Raw genomic sequence first — 19,424 nt, 5'->3', positions numbered from 1 at the left:
CGTGGCGGTGGCGTTCACGCGGGGCGGCGCTTCAGGAGCGCGTCCAGGCCGCCGATGCGGAACCAGTGGTAGCCGTAGCCCTCCACGAACAGGCAGTGTGTCCCGTCGTCCCCGGCCTCGCTGTGCGCGCCGGTGAGGAGATCGACCAGCATATCGCCCTCCGGCGCGGGAAGGCCCGTGTCGAGGGCGACCTCCACCGGCTCGGGCGCCAGGTTGTGAAGGCAAAGCACCGCGTTGCCGCGCCACTCGTAGCGCAGCGCCAGGACCGACGGCCGGCCCGTGTCCAACGCCACGACGTCGCCCCAGCCGATTTCCGGGGCCTCCTTCCGCTGCCGGATCATCCCCTGCATCCAGTTGAGCAGCGAACCCTGGTCGTGGCGCTGCTCGGCGACGTTGACGTGCGCGTAGCCGTAGGGACCGTGATCGATGAGCGGCAGGACGGTCTTGTTCGCCTTCGAGAAGCCGGCCTGGTGCTCGCTGGTCCACTGCATCGGCGTGCGGGCGCAATCGCGCTCCTTGAGCGTCAGGTCGTCGCCCATACCGATCTCGTCGCCGTAGCGCAGAACCGGCGTGCCCGGGAGGGTGAACATCAGCGAGTAGGCGAGCCGGATGCGGCGTGGATCGCCCGCGAGCATCGGGGCGAAGCGGCGCCGGATCCCGCGCTCGTAGAGCTGCATCCCCTTCTCTGGCCCGAACGCGGCGAAGACCGCCTGACGCTGCGTCTCGCTGAGGCGGCCGAGATCCAGTTCGTCGTGATTGCGCAGGAAGATGCCCCACTGGCACGAGAGCGGTCGCGGCTTCGTCCGCTCGATCGCCTTCACGAGGGGTCGGGCGTCGTGGGCCGCCAGCGCGTAGAACGTCGCCTGATTGACCTGGAAGTTGAACATCATGTGCATGCGGTCGGCGTCGTCGCCGAAATAGTCGAGATCCTGCTTGGGCAGGATGTTGGCTTCGGCCAGGATAATGCTGTCGCCCTGGCGCCATTGCAGGAACTCGCGCAGGTCGCGCAGCATCTCGAACTGTTCGCGCGGCTTTCCGCCGACGTCGGCGCCCTTCTCGGCGATCACGAAGGGCACGGCATCCATCCTGAAGCCCGACACACCGAGTTCGATCCAGAACCCCATGATCTTGAGGATCTCGGCGAGCACCTCCGGATTGGCCGTGTTAAGATCCGGCTGGAAGTTGAAGAATCGGTGGAAGTACCAGGCCTTGGCCTTCGTATCGTACGTCCAGGTCGTGTCCTGTACGCCGGGGAAGACCATGCCCTCGTCGGCGGTGGCCGGTCTCTCCTTCGACCAGACGTACCAGTCGCGATAGGGCGAATCCGGGCTGGACCGGGCCGACTGGAACCAGGGATGCTTGTCCGAGGTGTGGTTGACCACGAGGTCGATCAGCACCCGCAGGCCGCGCTGCTTGGCGGCGTGGGTGAAAGCCACGAAGTCGCCGAGCGAGCCGTAATCCGGGTCGACGCCGTAATAGTCGGCGATGTCGTAGCCGCCGTCCTTCTTGGGCGAGGGCTGGAATGGCATCAGCCAGACCGCGGTGGCGCCCAGGCCCTGGATGTAGTCGAGCCGACGCTCCAGTCCGGCGAAGTCGCCGATGCCGTCACCGTTGGCATCCATGTAGGTGCCGACGGACAGGCAGTAGATGATGGCGTTCTTGTACCACAGGTCGGTGATCATGCGGCCCCCCGGCGTCGTCGCGAAGCACGAACGCCGCGTCGGGCAAAAGCGTTGCCGTTGCCCGATGTCCTTAAAACAGCCGCGTTGTGCACGCCCTGTTCAGGCGCGCGCCCGGACTGTCCGCGGCCGCCCTGTCGCGTCCCGCAAATCCGGCCCGCATGAACGCCATCCTGATTAAGCTGTTCGCGACCGCCCTCACCCTGAGCCAGGTCACGACCCGGCCGGACGCGGTCCGCACGCGGTTCGATCCTGTCACGGATGGACCCGAGGTCGTGCGCCTGCTGCGCGACGGCTGCGCCCATATGCGAAAATCGTTCGACATCGAGGACATCAACCTCGACGAGCTGATCTCCACCGCCATGGAGGATCCGTCGAGCGTCGCCGGCCCCGCCGCGCCGAAGATCCTGCACGGGCTCGACATCAACGAATTGAACACGAGTTACAGGCAGTTCTGCAAGGGTGAGGACCCGCCGAACTCCCCCTTCGACGCGAAGGCGGTGATCGAGTTCTACGACAACGCCACCAAGGACCTGCCGAGCGCCGAGGCCCTGCGCGACAAGGCGCTGCCCGGCCTGACCCGCATCCTCGATGGCGCCGGGAAACCCTTCGCGGAGGCGGCCGAGCCGAACGGGCGGCGCATCACCGTGCCCATCACCGCGGTGCCGACGCTGGTGCAGAAGGCCTTCATCGCCGCCGAGGACAAGCGCTTCGAGAGCCATCACGGCATCGACGAGCGCGGTGTGATCCGCGCCTTCATCGGCAACCTCGCCGCGCCGGGCCGGCCCGCGGGCGGCTCGACCATCACGCAGCAGGTGGTGAAGAACCTCTCGGTCGGCGACGACGTCACCTACGAGCGCAAGATCCGCGAGATGATCGTGGCGTCGCGCCTCGAGCGGATCCTCACCAAGCCGCAGATCCTCGGCCTCTATCTGAACGGGATCTATCTCGGCCGCGGCGCCTACGGAATCGAGATGGCGGCGGAGAGCTATTTCGGGAAGCCTGTCGGTCAGCTCACCCTGCCGGAGGCGGCGCTGCTCGCCGGGATGCCGAAGGGGCCGAACTTCTACAGCCCGGACAAATATCCGGACCGGGCGCGGGAGCGCCGCGCCTACGTGCTGGCCCGCCTCAAGGAAGAGGGCACCATCACGGAGGCCGAGATGGCCGCCGCCATCAAGGCCGACCTCGGCCTGAAGCCGATCGAGACCACCCGCCGCGACTCCGGTTTCTACGTGGTGGATTTCCTGAACCGCGAGGCGCGCACCTTCGCGGGCGTGGAGTCGCTGACGTCCGGCTCGCTGACCGTGCGTTCCACGATCAACGCCGGGTTGCAGCGCGCCGTCGAAGAAGCCTTGCAGGATGGCCTTTCGAATTACGAGCGCGCGACGGGCCGGCAGACCTTCACCGGTGCGGAACTCAACCTCGCCGACAGCGTCCGCCGCATCCAGGCCGCGACACCGGCCCCGGAAGGATCCCCGCAGGCTGCGCCGGGCGTGACCGGCGCGCGCGCGGACGCGGTCAAGCCGGACGCAAAGACGCTCAAGGCTGAGAAGGCTGCCGCGGCGACGCCGACGCGGAAGCCGGCTTGGCTGCTCGCCCTGGAAAGCGCCCGTCCCGTTCTCTACGACGTCCGTTGGCCGATGGCCGTGGTGCTGGAGGCCGGCAGGGCCGGCACGAAGGTCGGACTTGCCGACGGCCGGACGGCCAGCCTCGATCCCGGCATCGCCCGGGGCAAGCTGCAGCCCTACGACGTGGTGCGGGTGAAACTCACCGGCGGCAAGGGCGGCCTGCGCGCGCAGATCCGGGTCAAGCCGACCGTCCAGGGCGCGGCGCTTGTGATGGAGAACCAGACCGGGCGCATCCTGGCGATGGCCGGTGGCTTCTCCTACCCGCTGAGCCAGCTCAACCGCGTCACCCAGACCGTGCGCCAGCCGGGCTCGACCCTGAAGCCCCTCACCTATCTCGCGGCGCTCAATGCCGGCCTCCAGCCGAACACCCTGGTGATGGACTCGCCCGTCACCCTTCCGCCGATCAACGGCACCGGTGATTCCTGGTCGCCGAAGAATTACGAGGGTGGCGGTTCCGGGCCGACGACCCTGCGGCGCGGGCTCGAATTCTCCAAGAACCTGGTCACCGCCCGCCTCCTGCAGGGCGGAATCGCCCCGAAGGCCCCCGCGAGCCTCAAGCGCGTCTGCGACATCGCGCTGGAGGCGCAGATCTACGCGGAGTGCGAGCCTTATTACCCCTTCGTCCTCGGCGCCCAGCCGGTTCGGATGCTCGACCTCGCGGGCTTCTACGCGGCGGTGGCCAACGAAGGAGCGCGGCCTGCGCCCTACGCCCTCGAATCGGTGGAGCGGGACGGCAAGCCGCTCTACACGCACGCCGCCCGGGAGCCGACCCGGATCGGATCGGCGGACCGGATCGCGTTTTACCAGCTCAAGACCATGCTGCAGGGGGTGACTCAGCATGGCACCGCGGCCGCCCTGTCAAAGTTCTCGACCTACGTGGCCGGCAAAACCGGAACTTCGGAGAACGAGAACGACGCGTGGTTCGCCGGTCTCACCAACGAGATCACCGTGGTGGTGTGGGTCGGCTACGACAACGCCGACGGCAGCCGGAAGACGCTCGGCCGCGGCCAGACCGGCGGACACGTCTCGGTCCCGATCGCGTCCGCCATCGTCCAGGCGGCCTGGGCGAACGGCGTGGCGAAGACGCCGCTCCGGGGCCCCTCGTCCGAGGCGCGGCCGTTCATCGCCGACCTCGCCATCGATCCGCGCAGCGGCGTGCGCGTTGCGGGCGGCGGCTTCCTCGAGCATTTCCGCACGAGCGGCGACGGGCGCATGGCCGACACGCAGTACCGCCTCGTCCCGCGGGAGACGCTCTACGCCATGCGGCCCGACGCGGAGGATGGCGACCTTGCCGGGACCGACGACGGAGCCAGCGTCGCAGGCGACTTCTACGGAAACATGACCGGCGAGCGTCCGCGGCCCGATCCGCTCGATCCGTTCGGCGAGCGTCCGGCCCCGCGCAGCCGCCGTGCGCAGGGGGACCTGGATCCGAGCGGCCAGGATCCCTACAGCCCCTGGCCGGGCCAAGCCGGCCGTTCGCCCTATGGGGACGACGGCGTGCGCCGGCCGCGGCGCCGCGATCCCGACTACCTGTTCGGCGAAGATCCCGGTTTCTGACCGCTTCACCGACCGCCCTCCCCCCGAAAGCGTGAGACGTCCGTTGCGACCGCAGATTCCTGCCGCCCTCGCCCTCGCCCTGACGGCTGCCAGCCCGCTCTGCGCCCAGACGCCGGCCGCCAACACGGCACCGCCGCCGGGACCGGATCGGATCAAGGAAGTGCCGTCGGTGTCGGCTGTCGATCCGGCGACGATCAAGCCCGGCCAGATCCTGTTCACGGACCACCGCGACAACCCGTCGGCGCCGGAGAACGGCCTGATCCCTTATCTCGACTGGCAGAAGGCGCGGCCCGCCGAGGCCGCGGTGCTGGCGCCCTATCCCGGCTACAAGGAGCCGGATTACACGGTCACGGTGAACGGCGTCACCAAGCCGCGTCACGAGACGCTGAAGATCTACGTGGCCGAGGGCCGCTTCGTGGTACCGCGGCCGGCGGACTCGATCGACCTCGCCTCCTACGCGAACCTCGCCTTCGTCCAGAAGATGGACCCGGCGATCAAGCACCGCGCCGTCTCCGCCGCCGACGTGACCCCCAACAAGGATCCTGCCGCCGCCTTCGCGAAGCGGCCCGACCGCCCCTGGTGCGAGGGCGCGGGCGCCTGCATCGAGTCCCGCTACGATCTCGAGGGGAAGCTCCCCCTGGGCGTGAAGCTCGCCAACAAGCTTGAGGAAGGCTCGGCGAAGAAGATCGCCGAATACGTGTCGTTCCAGAGCGAGCTGCGCATTCTCGGCCCCGACCAGGGCGCGCCGCTGAAGGCGTTGACGAAAATCGACACGCCGGTGACGGGCGGGCTGGAGCAGACGATCTTCTGGGTCAACCAGATCCTGCGCTTCGGCAAGTTCCTGGCGGTGTTCCAGCCGCTGCCGAACGACCCCGGCAAGACGGTCGTGACAACCTACATGGCGCTCGCGATCAAGGGCGACGTCCTCGACCGCAAGGCCGAGTATGCCCGCGTGCCGGTGCTCAAGAACCTGCTCCCCGCGCAGGTCCTGATGGGCAATTCGAGCTTCAACACCGGCAATTCGATCAGCGCCGGCCTGCCCGTCTACGCCCGGAACCGGATCACCACCTTCGCGGACGCGATCGCCAAGCGCTGATCCGGCTCGAACAGAGGCCCGTGAGAGCGGGTCTCACATCCCGCGGTTGCCGATCGTCGGCAGGGTCGGCTGCGTGTAGGCGCGGTTCACGTCGCGGCGGGTCTGCGTGCCGTTCGTGTTGCTGGACGCCCGGTAGTTGTCGAGGTTGAAGGTCTCGGCGAGGCCGCTGCGCGAGTCCGGGCCGTCGGTGGTGCAGGCGCACAGGCCGCCGGCCGCCAGCACGGACAGGGCGAGAAGGGTCACACGCATATCGGATCCTGACAGGTGTCGAATCGATCGGTGAATTGGTATCGACCGATCCGGTAACGGTTGGAGGGGCTCCCGCGGCATGGTCAGCGCCGAGGACGATCCGTCAAGGTCGACGGCAGGGCGTAAATCCGATCTGCCGCCTCCGATGCGCGGCGGCCACGGAAAATCCACCACACCCCCGCTTTGCTCAGGACACGGGCCGCCAATCGTGTTGAGTGAGGCCGCCGACCCCTGGCAAACGCGGGGTCTTTCAGGCGACACTCTCCTCCGATGACCAACGTCCTGCCTTTCCGTCCGCGCCCCACAGTTGCCCGCCTCGCCCGCTGCGAGGTCGTGACCGTGGCGGGCGACCTGCTCGCCCTCCTGGAGCAGCTCGAGGACGTGAGCGCCCGTGCCGCCGCGATGGGGCGCCCCGCCCTCGAAGTGGAGCGCACGGTTCAGCACCTCCTCGATGCCGTTGGCGCCGTGGAGCGGGCCCTGGACTGTATCGGCGAGGGTGAGCAGTCCGCGCCCGGCTGACCGAAGCAATCGCGATCGCTCCAGATCGCTTTTGCACAATCTATTGATCGACTGATTCGTCGAATACCCTCCATACCTTGCGTTGTTCTGAAGTTTGCGCAGCGATCGACCCTGCGCCGGAACCCGTACCCTCGACCTGCAGTTGAAGCATGGATGCTCGCGTCGGGCGTCGTTTCCGGAGGACGACATGAGGCTTCGCACGGGCGGCACGCTGGCGATCATCGCCGGCGCGCTTCTGGCCGGGACCGCGTTCCGCGCCGAGGCGGCGGAGTTGGGCTTCCTCGAGATGCTGTTCGGCGGCAGGCCGGCCCCGCAGCAGGCCGCCCCGGCGCCCACGGCCGCGCCCGACTTGTCATCCTACGCCTACGGTCGCCGCTCGACCCCGCGCCTCGGCGCCGGTCGCAGGCACTTCCAGACGCGTTATGCCGCGCTTCCGATCAAGATCCGCGTGAAGGAGCCGGAGATTAGCCAGCGGCAGGTGGCGATCGACATGAAGGGCGGTGCCGCGGCGGCGTTCATGAAGGACGAGACGCTGCGGCCGGGCGATATCGTCGTATTGAATTCGGGAGCCAAGGTTTTCGCGGGCGATCCCGACAGGCGGCACGCGATGCGCGACTTCGAGCCGGTTCAGAACTCGCGCTTGGTGAGCAAGGGGACGCGGAAGGTACTGGCCGGCTTGTTCACACCGGTCGGCGCGCTGCCGGCTCAGGAGGCTCGCCGCATGGTTGCGCGCGCGGCCAAAACGGAGGCGCCGATCGCCACGCCGATCCCGGAGCAGAAGACGGCGATGCGAGTCATCAATCCCTGGCAGAGCAACCAGTAGGGTGCGCCGCTCTCAGAAGAACCGCTCCTTGATGACGATCGTGTCGCCGGGCCGGACCGAGTAGGTCATCGGCACGATCCCGGATACCAGGGTGCCGCCGGTGTCACGGGTCAGGACGGCGTAGTCGCGCGCGGCCCGAGGGCCGAAGCCTGCGGCGATCGCAACGGCGGTCTCGACCGTCATGCCGTTGACGAACGGGTATTGGCCCGAGGTCGTAACTTCGCCCAGGATGTAGAACGGCCGGTAGGCGTCGACTTCGACCGTCACGTGCGGCTCGCGCACGAAGCCCGAGGCGAGCTTGGCCTCGACCGCCCGGGCCGCCTGCCCGGTGGTCTGGCCGCCCACCTGCACGGTGCCGATCAGCGGCATCGCGATCCGACCCGCCCCGTCGACCGCGTAGATGTTGGACAGGTTGTCCTGACCGAACACGATGACCCGAAGCTTGTCGCCGGCCGCGAGTGTGTACCGCGCGGCGATCGAGCCGGTGCCGGTGGCGTCGAGCTCGCCGGTGCGGAATGTCGGGCGCAGACACCCGCCGAGCGCCAGGGTCGAGCCGAGGGAGAGGAGGAGAGCGCGCCGGTTCATCACCATCGCCGTCATGGATGCGGTTGCGGCGGGTTTAGGCTGTTAAGGTTAACGAAACTTGATCACGCGCCGGGCCGAAGGCGGCTTTGTCGGTCGAGGCCCCCTTTAACTCTTAAGCAACCTTAACATCCACTAATGGCCGCCGGGCGGCACCGTGCGCTGCCCGGTCTGCCTCCGCCGCCAGAGCGTCCGAATGTCCCGAATCCGTCAACGCTCGACCTACGCCGAACCGGGGCTACAGCCGCAGGCGGAAGGTCTCGGCCTCGCTCAAGTCCCGCGTGTGCTCCGTCGCTCGATCGGCTGGATCGTCGGCCCGACACTTGTGGTCGCCCTCGGGGCGAGCGTCTTCGTCAACGTGGTTAGCCCCCGCTACACGGGTGAGTCGAAGCTGATCCTCGAGAGTCGCGACGCCGCCTTCGCGCGCAACGCCCAGGAGCGTGCCGACCAGCAGGTGCCGATCGACGAGCAGGCCGTGGCGAGCCAGGTGCAGGTCGTCATGTCGCGCGACCTCGCCCGGGAGGCGATCCGCCGGCTCAAGCTCGTCGGCAACGCGGAGTTCGATCCCGGCGCCGGCAGCATTGGTCCGGTGCAGCGCGTGCTGATGATGCTCGGCATCGGCGCCAATCCCCTCGATCGCCCGGCCGAGGACCGGGTGCTCGACGCCTATTTCGACCATCTGCTGGTCTATCCCGCAGGCAAGTCCCGCATCCTGACCATCGAGTTCCGCTCGAAGGACGCGAAGCTCGCCGCCGAGGGCGCGAACACCATCGCGCAGCTCTACATCTCGTCGCTCGAAGCCGACAAGGTCGATACGGCGCGCTACGCCTCCACCTGGCTCGGCGGCAACATCGACGGCCTGCGCAAGCGCGTGGCCGAAGCGGAGGCGAAAGTCGAGGCGTTCCGCGCCAAGAACGGACTCGTCGGCAGCGCCGGCGCCGCAGGCCGGCCGCTCACGGCCCAGCAGCTCGGCGAGTTGTCGAGCCAGCTCTCAGCCACCCGGATCCTCAAGGCGGATCTGACCGGTAAGGTGAAGGCCATCAACGACCTGATCAAGGACGGGCGCGCCTTCGAGATCCCGGACGTCGCCAACAACGAGGTGATCCGCCGCATCGTGGAGAACCGGATCGCCGTCCGCGCACAGCTCGCCCTCGAGTCGCGCACGCTGCTGCCGGCCCATCCGCGGATCAAGGAGCTGAACGCGCAGCTTCAGGACCTCGACGCGCAGATCAAGGCCTCGGCCGAGCGCGTCGTGCGGACGATGGAGAACGACGCCAAGATCGCGGGCGCCCGGGTGGAAAGCTTGCAGGCCGCCGTCGACGGCCAGCAGGACGTGGTCGTCAAGGGCAACGCCAGCGAGGTCCAGCTCCGGGCGCTGGAGCGCGAAGCCAAGGTTCAGCGCGAGCAGCTCGAATCCTATCTGTCCCGCTACCGCGAGGCGGCTGCGCGCGACGGCGAGGCCGCGACCCCGGCGGATGCCCGCGTCGTCTCCCGCGCGGTCACGCCGGAGGTACCGTCCTTCCCGAAAAAGCTGCCGATCGTCGGCTTCGCGACGCTGCTCACGCTGATGCTCTCCGCTGGCGCCGTGATCGCCCGTGCCCTCCTGGCCGAAGGCGCCCGGATCGGGGCCGTTCGCGGCGGCCACTTCGATCCGGCGGAGGATCGTGAGCGCCGCGAGCCGGTCCTGGAGCGTCCGGTCTTCGCCTTCCCGGAGGCGATGCCGCCGGCACGATGGTCCGAGTCTGACGAGCCCGCAGAAGCGGCCGCCGTCGACGCGCATCCGGCACCGGCAGCGGACGGCGCGGCGGCGTTCGACCTTGGCCCACTGGTCGAACGGATCACCTCCGCGCCGCGCGGCGAGGCAGCGCGGACCGGACGCTGCGTCCTGATCGTGGAGACCGAGGCTGCGCAGGGCACGCCGTCGCTTTTCGAGGCCCTATCGGGCGCCTTGAGCGGCCGGGGCTCCCTCGTGGCCGTGGAGCTCAACGCGCCTTCCGGGCAGGCCTCAAGCCTCGGCTTCACCGATCTTGTCGCCGGCGAAGCCGCGTTCCTCGATGCGATCCAGGCCGACCGCGACAGCAAACTGCACCGCATCGCCGCCGGAGAACTCGACGAGACGGTCCTGTTCGAAGAGCCGGATGCTCTGGTGCTGACCTTCGAGGCGATGGCGGAGGCCTACGATTGGGTCGTGTGCCGGATCCACGCCGTTCCGGGCGCGGTGGACGTGCTGGATCTCGTCGCCGGCCACATGGACAGCGTCGTGATCGCCTCCAACGCCCCGGCCGAGGATCCGGCGTTGGCCGATCTCTACGCCATCGCGGAGGATGCGGGTGCCGGCCAGATCCTCGTCGCTCAGGACCGCGCCGTCACGGACGCGGACATCAAGGCAGCCGACGGTACCGCGACCGACTTGCGTCTAAACGCCGCGTGATGGCGTTCAGCCCCGGCGCAGCGTCCGCAGCCGCTGGAGGGCGACGTACAAGCGTGGGTCGCGCTTGATCCGCCGCTTCGTGCGCGTGAGGCCCCGCCGCAGGAATCCGTAGGCGCGGCCCTTCGCGGTGACCGGCACGAGGGTCTCCACGAGGCCGATGGTCTCGTCGCAGATGCTGGCCTTGTAACGCGCCTCGCCGACCCCGAGGTCGAAACCCTGACGGCCCCGCGCAGTCTGATCGTGGATGAGGTGCTGCAGCAGGAGATCGCCGGGGCTGAACTTGGCGACTTCCGGATCGGCATCGAAGGCAGTCATCATTCCGCTGAATCGACGATCGCTGACGGCCCCCCCGAAGGTGGCGAGCACGCGCCCGCTCTCGGCGAGGCAGAGGGCGTACAGCTCCACCGCCGGGGCCGGACCTGACGCGGCAGTCTCCAGGAATGCGCGGATCGCCGGGTCGGCATACGGATCGGCGATGCCCATTCCCGCAAAGCGGGCGGCCTTCTGTGTGTAGAAGGCGCCGAGGAAACGCGTGACCTCCTCGGGCGTCTCGGCGCGGCGATAGGTGACGGCCCCCTTCGCCTCAATGAGGCGCTTCTCCTTCGAGCGCAGCTTCTTGCGGGCATCGGCGCTGAAGACGCGCCGCACCGTGGTCTCGGGATCCGGTCCCAGCATCAGGCCGTAGGCGTCGCTGGGCTCAGGCTCGCCAGTCGAGGCCAGAGGATTCGCCGCACCCTCCCACATCAGCGGCTGGTGCTGCAGCGCGTAGAGGTCGATGCCGGCCGATTGCCCGGCCCGGACCAGGGCGGCCCGAATTTCGGCAGCGGGGATCGCGGCCGCATCGCGCGTCGCGAAGAGCGGCATGTGATAGTTCGCGTGCGTGTCGCCCACGGCCCGGGCGATGCAGAGCCCGTACTCACGTCGCACCGTCAGCGGCAGGATCAGACGCACGCGCCCCTCGCCGTCCCGCACGAGCGCGACCCGCGCATCGTCCAGGCTCCCGGTCGACCGGAGATAGGCCATCGACCAGTCGAAACGCTGGTAGGGCGTCTGCAGGCTGGCTGGATCCGCCTCGATCCGACGCCAGCATCCCTCGGCTGCCGCCAAGCCGGACACGATCTCGGCGACCAGCGCACCGTCAGCCCGCGTGCCGACCATGCCCGTTCCCGTGATGTGGACACCGACCGCCATGGCCCCGAACTCCCCCGAACCGCATATGATCCATCAGCCGACCCACAACCTGCGCGGCATCAACTGAACAGCCCATCACTCGAGGTGGAAACCAACCGCCGGCACTGCAGCAATTCCCCGGCAAAGCTCCGTCTTGGCTAATAGACCGTTCGCGAATGACTGGTCTTGCCAGGGGTCTTTCGGTTTTTTTTACCGCGCGATGCGCACGCTGCGCGGATCCGGGCCGTGCGGCTCGATCGGTTCAGGGCCATGCTGTCGTCGCGCACCAAGCACCGGATCTTCGCATCCGGTTTCCGCGCCATCCAGGCGGTCGGCGCGGATCGATGGCTTGCGCCGGCCGCGCGCGGCCTCGGTGTGATCCTCACCTTCCACCATGTCAGCCCCGACCCCGTGCCGGCCTTCGCGCCGAACCGGCTGCTGTCCATCACGCCCGATTTCCTCGACCTGACCCTGCGCGAGCTTGACGCCCGCGGCTTCGAGGTGATCGGGCTCGATGAGGTACCGAGGCGCCTCGCCGCCCCGAATTACGGCCCACCCTTCGCGGCCCTGACCTTCGATGACGGCTATCGCGACAACGTCGTGCACGCGCGGCCCGTCTTGGCCCGCCATGGCGTTCCCTGGACGCTGTTCGTCACCAGCGCCTTCGCAGATCAGCGGGGGCGGCTCTGGTGGCTCGAGCTCGAGCGCGCGATCGTGCGGCTCGACCGAGTGCGGATCACCATCGGGTCGCGCAGCCTCGACCTGCCGGCCCGCAGTCCGCAGGAGAAGGCGATCGCCTTCGATGTCATCTACCGTGATCTGCGCGGCGGCGACGAGGAACTTCTCCTCGCGCGGATCGCGGACCTCTGCCGGCAGGCGGGCTTCACGCCAGGCGCGCTGGCCGCCGACCTGTGCCTGTCCTGGGATGAGATGCGCGCGCTGGCCCGCGACCCCGCGGTGACCTTCGGCGCCCACACGGTCAGCCATCCGATGCTCGCCAAGCACGAAGCCGCTGTGGCGGCCCGCGAGATCGCCGAGGGACGCGACCGGATCGAGGCGGAACTCGGACGTCCGGTCCGCCACCTGTCCTACCCGGTCGGAGATCCCGGTTCGGCGGGACCGCGGGAATTCGCCTTGGCCAGCGCCATGGGCTTCGACACGGCGGTGACCACACGGCCTGGTCATCTCTTCGCCGACCACGCCGGCCACCTCCACGCGTTGCCGCGGGTTTCGGTGAACGGTTGCCACCAGTCGCGCGCGGCGCTGGCGGGCCTGCTCTCGGGGGTGCCGTTCCTGGCCTGGAACCGCGGCCGCCGCCTCAACGTCGCCTGACCCGAGCCCTCGGCCTCAGTGACGCCGCCGGTGGCGATAGCCGGTGGAGAAGGAGGCATATTGCCGGCCGCGGCTCGCGCGGTAGCGGCGCCGGCGGCTCGTGGTGGCTTCGGCAGTCTCCTCGACCTGCGGGATCGGCTCCGCCATGGCCGCCGCCGGTGTCGAGGCGATGTCGGCCGAGGCGTAGCCGCCGGCCACGTTCTTGGCCGCCGGGCCGAACATCGCCAGGCACTGATTGTAGGCGAGATCGTTCTTGAGCCGCTCGCACTCGCCGATGGAGCGCGGCGTCCCCTGCGCCAGAGCCGGCAGCGGGGCCAGCAGCACGACAAGGGCGGCCAGGGGCGTCAAGCGCAGGAAGGAAGAGGACACGGAGGCTTGATCTCAGCGGCGGACGCGAACGCTTGTGGCGCCCGAGTGCGGCGAAATCGAGGGTCCGCGTCAGCGATCCGGGCGCTCCATCCACCGGATCAGCGGCATGAGCGGGAAGATCCAGGCGATCCCGAGGATCGAGTAGAGCACGGCCTGGACCGCCGCGGGCGTTTCGGAGATCCGGCTGTCGGCCAGCGCCATGGCGAGGGGCCCGTAGACGCACACGAAGGCGAGGATCGCCAGGGTACCGATCAGGGTGCGTGTGCGGCGGCGCATGGTGGATTCCGAAGCTCTGCGACCGGCGCGGCGGCGCTGACGGCGACCGCTACCGACCGGCGCCGCGCTTGGCAACGCGCGCAAGGCCGCGGGCAAGGTTGCGGGCCACGCAGCAGGCCAGGCCGCCGGCTGCGGCGCCGCCGACGTTGCTGGCGCGGCCCGCTTCGCCTAACCCGGGCGCCGCGGCCGAGACGTTGCGGCCGGCGCGGAAGGGGTACGGATGGTCATGGACGGCACGGACGACCGGCGATCGGGGGTGCGGGCGTGGCTGTACGTGGTCGCGGCTCTGGTCGTGGCCATGGTGGCGGTCGGTGGCGCGACCCGGCTCACCGGATCGGGCCTGTCGATCACCGAGTGGCGACCGGTCACCGGTGCCCTGCCGCCGCTCTCCGAGGCCGACTGGGCCGCCGAGTTCGCCAAGTACAAGGACACGCCGCAATACAACATCCTGAACCAGGGCATGGGCCTGTCCGCGTTCAAGGTCCTGTACGGTTGGGAATGGGGGCACCGCCTCCTCGGGCGGATCATCGGTCTCGCCTTCTTCCTGCCGCTCATCGTGTTCTGGTGGCAGGGGCGGATCAGCCGCCGCCTCGGGCTCGGGCTGCTCGCCCTGGGCGTGCTCGGCGGCCTGCAGGGCGCCATCGGCTGGATCATGGTCGCGTCCGGGCTTCAACCCGGCATGACCGCGGTGGCGCCAATCAAGCTCGCCCTGCATCTCACCACGGCCAGTCTGATTTTGGCCGGCCTCGTCTGGCTCGCGGCCGGTGAGCGGAGCGGCGTCTCGGCGCCTGCGCCGACGCGCCTGCGCGTCACCGCCACTCTTCTGCCGGCCCTCGTGCTCGTGCAGATCTTCCTCGGCGGCCTGGTCGCCGGATCGCACGCCGGTCTCGTCTACAACACGTGGCCGACCATGGACGGTCACCTCGTGCCGCCGGCGGACACGCTGTTCGCGATCCGCCCGTGGATCGAGAATTTCGTCGACAACCACGCCCTGGTCCAGTTCGACCATCGCGTCACGGCCTACCTGGTGGTGGCGGTGGCAATCCTGCACGCCGCCGACGCGCATCTCCAGGGCCACGCCGGCGCGACCGCACGGGCCCGCGGCGTCGCGGTGCTGGTGCTCCTCCAGGTCGCGCTCGGTATCGCCACCCTCGTTCTCGGCGTGCCGCTCTGGGCCGCGCTGGCGCATCAGATCCTGGCAATGGCCGTGCTGACGATGGCGACCGTCCACGCGCGCCTGAGCCGCGGTACCGGTCGGGTACGGGCCGCCGCCGAGATGCTGCCTCTAGGGTTCGAAGGCTTGGCGGGCCGCGGCGCATAGCTTTTCGGCGCCGCACCAAGGTTGCGGCAGCGCACGGGAGCTATACCAAGCCGTCAGAAACTTTGGGATAACTCCGCTCAGCATTCTTCACATGGAACGACAAAGACTTCCCAAGCTTTAAGCTGCACGCATTGCAGGAGGCTTGAAGATGTCTCTCGCGGAGGATGGTCGTCCTCTCTCCCTGTCCTGGCACTACACGCCGCGGGAGATCATGGCTGACGGCGTGGTTCACGGCCTCGGCGTCGTGCTGGGGTTCGTCGGCGCGCTGGCGCTCGTGGTGACGGCGGTCACGGCCCATCTCGGCTTCGGCGAGCGGGCGGCGGTCGTAGTCTATGCCACCGCGCTGGTCCTGATGCTCGGCGTCTCAGCCCTTTACAACATGCACCCGGTCAGCCCGCGGAAATGGCTGCTGCGGCGAGCCGACCACGCGCTGATCTACCTGATGATCGCCGGGACCTACACGCCGCTCGTCGCTCTCGTCGGCTCCGGCGGCCGGGCCTACGGCCTCCTCACGGTGATCTGGGTGGTGGCCCTCATCGGCATTGCCGTGAAGCTGTTCCTCCCGGGACGCTTCGACCGTCTCTCCATCGTGCTGTATCTGATGCTCGGCTGGAGCGGGCTCTTCGCCTACGAGTCGGTCATCGCGACACTTCAGCCCACGGCCCTCTGGCTGCTGGCCATCGGCGGCGCGCTGTACTCGATCGGGGTGGTGTTCCACATCTGGCGGACGCTGCCGTTCCAGAATGCGATCTGGCACGGCTTCGTCCTGGTAGCCACCGCCTGCCACTACGGCACCATCTGGGCTAGCCTTAACGGATTGACGACGGCGTAGGTCGAATCCGCGCCAGTAGAATTCCGGTTACCCTCTTGACCAAAAGGCCCGATCCGTCCGGCTGTCTTTAAATTCGTTGCGACCACTGGTGCATCAGAACTTCCGGGACTGATCTTCCCGGAGCGATACCGTGATCGCCAAGACGAACGACACACGAAGCGTTCAGCGTTACAGGATCCTGCACGTCTTTCGCGCTCCGGTCGGCGGCCTGTTCCGCCACGTAATGGATCTGGCGCGCCTTCAGGCCGCGGCCGGACATGCGGTTGGCATTGTCTGCGATTCCACGACCGGCGGCGAGCGCGGGGAGCGAGCCCTCGCGGAACTGTTGCCCAGCCTCGAACTCGGCCTCATTCGCGTTCCGATGAAACGCAATCCGCATGTGTCGGACTGGTCATGTCTGCGCACCGTGAGCCGGCGGGCCGCCACGGTGGGTGCCGATGTCCTTCATGGGCACGGGGCAAAGGGTGGGGTCTACGCGCGTCTCGCGGCGGCCGGACCGGCTATCCGGGCCTACACGCCGCACGGTGGCAGCTACAACTATCGTCCCGGCAGCCCGCTCCACCGCCTCTACATGGGCGCGGAAGCCGTGCTCGCCCGCCGGACCAACGCCTTCCTGTTCGAGAGTGAGTATGTCGCCGGCCGGCATCGGTCCTTCGTGGGCGGACCCGAGCGGGTGACGCGGATCGTCCACAACGGCATCGCGGAGGCGGAATTCGCCCCGGTGCAGCGGAGCGAGGACCCGTTCGACCTCCTCTACGTCGGCGAGTTGCGGGAGGCGAAAGGCCTGCCCTACCTGCTCGAAGCCCTGGTCCAGCTTCGCGCCGAGGGCCGGGCGCTGCGGCTCCTGATGGTCGGATCGGGGCCGGACGCCGAGATCCTGCGCCAGACCGTCGAGCGGCTCGGGCTCGCCGATGCGGTGGCCTTCGAGCCGCCGCAGGCGATCCGGTCGGTTCTGGCCCGTGGCCGGATCCTCGTGGTCCCCTCTTTGGCGGAGTCGTTGCCCTACGTGGTTCTGGAGGCGGCGGCCGCCGCCCAGCCTCTGGTTGCAACGCGCGTCGGTGGCATTCCCGAGATCTTCGGTCCGGCCGCGGGCGACCTCGTCCCGGCCCGGGAGCCCGAGGCGCTGGCCTCCGGGATCCGGCGGATCCTGGACGATACGCCAGAGGTGCTCGCCGCCCGGGTGCGCGCCCTCAGCGAATCCATCCGCCAGCGCTTTTCCCTGGACCGCATGGGGAGCGAGGTCATCGCCGGCTACACGGCCGCCTTCCAGGCTCGCGAACTGCCGCGCGCCGTCGAGGCGCCCGGCGTCGCCGGTTCCAGGACGGCGTGAGCGCCGCCACGGGAATGTGAAGGGTAAGCACCCGACGCGGCGGCGCAGATCGCCGCGGCCGGCGTGTCCTTAAGTCTTCCGACAATGCCGCGTGCCACTCTGCGGTCGTTCAGCCGCTAGGTGCCGCGGGAGGGGCCGACCGATGAGCGCGTTCGATATCCGCGATCTCCTGGAAGCGACCGGGCCCTCCGAAGGCCAGCCGGTTGCTGTCCGTCCGGAGCCGGTGCCCCTTGCAGAAACCACGGTCGCGCGGCCGGGTGCGATCTCCCCGGTGGTGGTGGCCGGCTTGGTCCGGGCGCTTGAGGGCGTCTTGATCTTCGGTCTCGGATCGCTCCTTCACCTGCTGATGCTGCACGGTCGGGTTCCGTTCGGCCTCACCTATGTCGGCGCGATCGGAGTCATCACGCTCACGACGATCGCACTGATCCAGGTCTCCGGGGGATACCGGATCGGTGCCTTCCGTGCCTTCTTCAAGACCGCGATCCGGCTGATCGCCGCATGGTCGATGACCTTCCTGATGATCGCCACAGGCCTGGTCCTCGCCAAGGTCGCCGATCATTACTCACGCCTCTGGCTCGGCGTGTTCTTCGCCACGGGTCTCGCAGCGCTCATGGCGGGACGCTTTGTGCTCTACCGGATCATCGACGCGCAGACCCGCGCCGGCCGTTTCGACCGGCGCACGGCGATCGTCGGCGGCGGGAAGCCGGCGGAAGACCTCATCGCGGCGCTGGAGACGCAGAGCGAGAGCGGCATCCGCATCGTCGGCGTGTTCGATGACCGCAACACCGACCGGTCGTCGGACGTCGTGGCCGGCCATCCCAAGCTCGGCAACGTCGACGACCTCGTGGCCTATGCCCGGCATGCGCGCCTCGACCTGATCGTCTTCACCATCCCCATCACCGCCGAGGGACGCATCCTCCAGATGCTCGCCAAGCTCTGGGTGCTGCCGATCGACATCCGCCTGTCGGCCCATGCTGCCAAGCTCCGGCTGCGGCCGCGCAGCTACTCGTATCTCGGTTCGGTGCCGGTCCTCGACGTGTTCGACAAGCCGATCGCCGACTGGGACGTCGTGGTGAAGGCGCTCTTCGACCGCTGCGCCGGGCTGGTGATGCTGGTCGCCCTGTCGCCGGTGATGCTGGCCATCGCCCTGGCGGTGCGGTTCACCTCGCGAGGGCCGATCCTGTTCCGGCAGAAGCGCCACGGCTTCAACAACGAGCTGATCGAGGTCTACAAGTTCCGCTCGATGTACGTCGATCAGTGCGACGCCGGTGCGGCGAAGATGGTCACACGCGGCGATCCGCGCGTCACGCCGGTAGGCCGCTTCATTCGCAAGACCTCGCTCGACGAGCTGCCGCAATTGTTGAACGTCCTGAAGGGAGACCTCTCGCTGGTCGGCCCGCGTCCCCATGCGCTCCAGGCGAAAGCCGCCAACACGCTGTACGATCAGGTGGTGGACGGATACTTCGCCCGCCACAAGGTCAAGCCCGGCATCACCGGCTGGGCGCAGGTGAACGGCTGGCGCGGGGAGACCGACACATCCGAAAAGCTGCAGCGGCGCGTCGAGCACGATCTCTATTACATCGAGAACTGGTCGGTGCTTCTCGACCTGCAGATCTTGCTGACCACGCCCTTCGCACTGCTGAAGACTGAAAACGCGTACTGAGCATCCTTCAAAGCGCGGCCGGCCCATGGCCGGCCGCTGGATGACGGCGATCTACGGCAGCGCGCCGGCCTTCTCCTTGGCCTTCATGATCGTGTCCCGGCAGCCCTGAGCGTCACCGGACTTGTCCTGCTGACGGGCTTGAGCGACCAGCTTCTTCGCCTCTTCGACACCCGAGGCCGTCGGCTTCACGTCGGCGTCCGACTTGGTCAGCGCCGGCGGCTTGTCGAGGGCCTTCGGGGAGTTCGACGAGGTCGGACCGTTGGCGGGGGTTGAGCCCGTGACCGAGGCTGCACCGGCGCTATCGAGACGCCGCTGCAGCGTGTCCACCTCGTCTGAGCACGGGGTCGCCAGTGCTGGCGTCGCTGCGGCGAGGGCCAGGGCTGCGATGGCGAATCGGAACATCATCAAGGGATATCTCCAGGGGGTCCGGTCGCGCGGTCGGCATCTCGGTGAGCCGGATCGCGCGGCTCGAAGCAGAGCGACTACGGTGGAGACGCCGGGCGCTCGGTGCCGTTCCCGAGACAGGAGGCCGCACCGCCGCGGCCTGCAAACGCGACGGGCGCCCGC

Annotated in this window: 17 protein-coding genes; 10 read left to right on the top strand and 7 right to left on the bottom strand. The window is 68.7% G+C overall.

From position 1 onward, the window contains the following. Positions 1 to 14: 14 nt before the first annotated feature. Positions 15 to 1,682 (bottom strand): alpha-amylase family protein, encoded by a 1,668-nt coding sequence (locus tag ACLBX9_RS01670; protein WP_447717669.1) that lies wholly within the window; start codon positions 1,680 to 1,682, stop codon positions 15 to 17. A 158-nt stretch (positions 1,683 to 1,840) separates the two neighbouring features. Between ACLBX9_RS01670 and ACLBX9_RS01665 the strand changes: the two genes are divergently transcribed. Continuing rightward, complete coding sequence (locus ACLBX9_RS01665; protein ID WP_447717668.1) at positions 1,841 to 4,864, top strand: penicillin-binding protein 1A; 3,024 nt, start codon at positions 1,841 to 1,843, stop codon at positions 4,862 to 4,864. Between the two features lie 43 nt (positions 4,865 to 4,907). Beyond that, a complete protein-coding gene (locus ACLBX9_RS01660; protein WP_447717667.1) occupies positions 4,908 to 5,960 on the top strand; it encodes a hypothetical protein in 1,053 nt (350 codons plus the stop codon). A 33-nt stretch (positions 5,961 to 5,993) separates the two neighbouring features. Here the strand turns inward: ACLBX9_RS01660 and ACLBX9_RS01655 are convergent, their stop codons facing one another. Beyond that, the gene (locus tag ACLBX9_RS01655; protein ID WP_010682510.1) at positions 5,994 to 6,209 is read right to left on the bottom strand and encodes a hypothetical protein; all 216 of its coding nucleotides are present in this window, start codon (positions 6,207 to 6,209) and stop codon (positions 5,994 to 5,996) included. A 270-nt stretch (positions 6,210 to 6,479) separates the two neighbouring features. Between ACLBX9_RS01655 and ACLBX9_RS01650 the strand changes: the two genes are divergently transcribed. Both ACLBX9_RS01650 and ACLBX9_RS01645 read left to right on the top strand, forming a co-directional pair. Further along, positions 6,480 to 6,728 (top strand): hypothetical protein, encoded by a 249-nt coding sequence (locus tag ACLBX9_RS01650; RefSeq protein WP_010682511.1) that lies wholly within the window; start codon positions 6,480 to 6,482, stop codon positions 6,726 to 6,728. Between the two features lie 187 nt (positions 6,729 to 6,915). Continuing rightward, positions 6,916 to 7,551, top strand: coding sequence for a hypothetical protein (locus tag ACLBX9_RS01645; RefSeq protein ID WP_010682512.1), 636 nt, complete (start codon positions 6,916 to 6,918; stop codon positions 7,549 to 7,551). 12 nt (positions 7,552 to 7,563) lie between these two features. Here the strand turns inward: ACLBX9_RS01645 and ACLBX9_RS01640 are convergent, their stop codons facing one another. After that, complete coding sequence (locus tag ACLBX9_RS01640) at positions 7,564 to 8,142, bottom strand: polysaccharide biosynthesis/export family protein (RefSeq protein WP_039892574.1); 579 nt, start codon at positions 8,140 to 8,142, stop codon at positions 7,564 to 7,566. A gap of 187 nt (positions 8,143 to 8,329) precedes the next feature. Between ACLBX9_RS01640 and ACLBX9_RS01635 the strand changes: the two genes are divergently transcribed. Continuing rightward, a complete protein-coding gene (locus tag ACLBX9_RS01635; RefSeq protein ID WP_447717666.1) occupies positions 8,330 to 10,564 on the top strand; it encodes a GumC family protein in 2,235 nt (744 codons plus the stop codon). A gap of 6 nt (positions 10,565 to 10,570) precedes the next feature. Here ACLBX9_RS01635 and ACLBX9_RS01630 read toward each other — a convergent pair whose 3' ends face one another. Beyond that, the gene (locus ACLBX9_RS01630) at positions 10,571 to 11,755 is read right to left on the bottom strand and encodes a GNAT family N-acetyltransferase (protein WP_447717665.1); all 1,185 of its coding nucleotides are present in this window, start codon (positions 11,753 to 11,755) and stop codon (positions 10,571 to 10,573) included. A gap of 249 nt (positions 11,756 to 12,004) precedes the next feature. Here ACLBX9_RS01630 and ACLBX9_RS01625 point away from each other — a divergent pair, with 249 nt between their 5' ends. Then, entirely contained in the window at positions 12,005 to 13,066 is a 1,062-nt protein-coding gene (locus ACLBX9_RS01625) for a polysaccharide deacetylase family protein (RefSeq protein ID WP_447717690.1), read from the top strand. 15 nt (positions 13,067 to 13,081) lie between these two features. Here ACLBX9_RS01625 and ACLBX9_RS01620 read toward each other — a convergent pair whose 3' ends face one another. Further along, positions 13,082 to 13,435 carry a hypothetical protein gene (locus tag ACLBX9_RS01620; protein ID WP_447717664.1) on the bottom strand — a complete coding sequence of 118 codons (354 nt, stop codon included), beginning with the start codon at positions 13,433 to 13,435 and terminating at the stop codon, positions 13,082 to 13,084. A gap of 69 nt (positions 13,436 to 13,504) precedes the next feature. Next, the gene (locus ACLBX9_RS01615; protein ID WP_010682518.1) at positions 13,505 to 13,711 is read right to left on the bottom strand and encodes a DUF2842 domain-containing protein; all 207 of its coding nucleotides are present in this window, start codon (positions 13,709 to 13,711) and stop codon (positions 13,505 to 13,507) included. Between the two features lie 220 nt (positions 13,712 to 13,931). On the opposite strand from ACLBX9_RS01615, the gene ACLBX9_RS01610 reads away from it, so the two are divergent. The 4 genes from ACLBX9_RS01610 to ACLBX9_RS01595 all read left to right on the top strand — a co-directional run bounded on the left by ACLBX9_RS01610 (position 13,932) and on the right by ACLBX9_RS01595 (position 18,857). Further along, positions 13,932 to 15,032: a COX15/CtaA family protein gene (locus ACLBX9_RS01610; RefSeq protein WP_447717663.1), complete on the top strand. Its 1,101-nt coding sequence runs from the start codon at positions 13,932 to 13,934 to the stop codon at positions 15,030 to 15,032. Positions 15,033 to 15,180: 148 nt separating this feature from the next. Further along, positions 15,181 to 15,864, top strand: a complete 684-nt coding sequence (gene trhA / locus ACLBX9_RS01605; RefSeq protein WP_010682520.1) for a PAQR family membrane homeostasis protein TrhA — start codon at positions 15,181 to 15,183, stop codon at positions 15,862 to 15,864. A gap of 130 nt (positions 15,865 to 15,994) precedes the next feature. After that, positions 15,995 to 17,194 carry a glycosyltransferase family 4 protein gene (locus ACLBX9_RS01600; protein WP_447717662.1) on the top strand — a complete coding sequence of 400 codons (1,200 nt, stop codon included), beginning with the start codon at positions 15,995 to 15,997 and terminating at the stop codon, positions 17,192 to 17,194. A 142-nt stretch (positions 17,195 to 17,336) separates the two neighbouring features. Continuing rightward, positions 17,337 to 18,857 carry an undecaprenyl-phosphate glucose phosphotransferase gene (locus tag ACLBX9_RS01595; RefSeq protein WP_447717661.1) on the top strand — a complete coding sequence of 507 codons (1,521 nt, stop codon included), beginning with the start codon at positions 17,337 to 17,339 and terminating at the stop codon, positions 18,855 to 18,857. A 51-nt stretch (positions 18,858 to 18,908) separates the two neighbouring features. On the opposite strand, the gene ACLBX9_RS01590 is transcribed toward ACLBX9_RS01595, so the two are convergent. Further along, positions 18,909 to 19,262 (bottom strand): hypothetical protein, encoded by a 354-nt coding sequence (locus tag ACLBX9_RS01590; RefSeq protein ID WP_447717660.1) that lies wholly within the window; start codon positions 19,260 to 19,262, stop codon positions 18,909 to 18,911. Positions 19,263 to 19,424: the final 162 nt, after the last annotated feature.

It is taken from the genome of Methylobacterium sp. A49B (assembly GCF_053346215.1).
The sequence above is the reverse complement of the archived record's forward strand: the minus strand, read 5'-3'. Positions and strand labels throughout refer to the sequence as shown.

Coding starts and splice junctions, on each gene's coding strand:
- ACLBX9_RS01670 (WP_447717669.1), bottom strand. CDS start 1,682: ATGATCACCGACCTGTGGTACAAGAACGCCATCATCTACTGCCTGTCC.
- ACLBX9_RS01665 (WP_447717668.1), top strand. CDS start 1,841: ATGAACGCCATCCTGATTAAGCTGTTCGCGACCGCCCTCACCCTGAGC.
- ACLBX9_RS01655 (WP_010682510.1), bottom strand. CDS start 6,209: ATGCGTGTGACCCTTCTCGCCCTGTCCGTGCTGGCGGCCGGCGGCCTG.
- ACLBX9_RS01650 (WP_010682511.1), top strand. CDS start 6,480: ATGACCAACGTCCTGCCTTTCCGTCCGCGCCCCACAGTTGCCCGCCTC.
- ACLBX9_RS01645 (WP_010682512.1), top strand. CDS start 6,916: ATGAGGCTTCGCACGGGCGGCACGCTGGCGATCATCGCCGGCGCGCTT.
- ACLBX9_RS01640 (WP_039892574.1), bottom strand. CDS start 8,142: ATGGTGATGAACCGGCGCGCTCTCCTCCTCTCCCTCGGCTCGACCCTG.
- ACLBX9_RS01635 (WP_447717666.1), top strand. CDS start 8,330: ATGTCCCGAATCCGTCAACGCTCGACCTACGCCGAACCGGGGCTACAG.
- ACLBX9_RS01630 (WP_447717665.1), bottom strand. CDS start 11,755: ATGGCGGTCGGTGTCCACATCACGGGAACGGGCATGGTCGGCACGCGG.
- ACLBX9_RS01625 (WP_447717690.1), top strand. CDS start 12,005: ATGCTGTCGTCGCGCACCAAGCACCGGATCTTCGCATCCGGTTTCCGC.
- ACLBX9_RS01615 (WP_010682518.1), bottom strand. CDS start 13,711: ATGCGCCGCCGCACACGCACCCTGATCGGTACCCTGGCGATCCTCGCC.
- ACLBX9_RS01610 (WP_447717663.1), top strand. CDS start 13,932: ATGGTCATGGACGGCACGGACGACCGGCGATCGGGGGTGCGGGCGTGG.
- trhA (WP_010682520.1), top strand. CDS start 15,181: ATGTCTCTCGCGGAGGATGGTCGTCCTCTCTCCCTGTCCTGGCACTAC.
- ACLBX9_RS01595 (WP_447717661.1), top strand. CDS start 17,337: ATGAGCGCGTTCGATATCCGCGATCTCCTGGAAGCGACCGGGCCCTCC.
- ACLBX9_RS01590 (WP_447717660.1), bottom strand. CDS start 19,262: ATGATGTTCCGATTCGCCATCGCAGCCCTGGCCCTCGCCGCAGCGACG.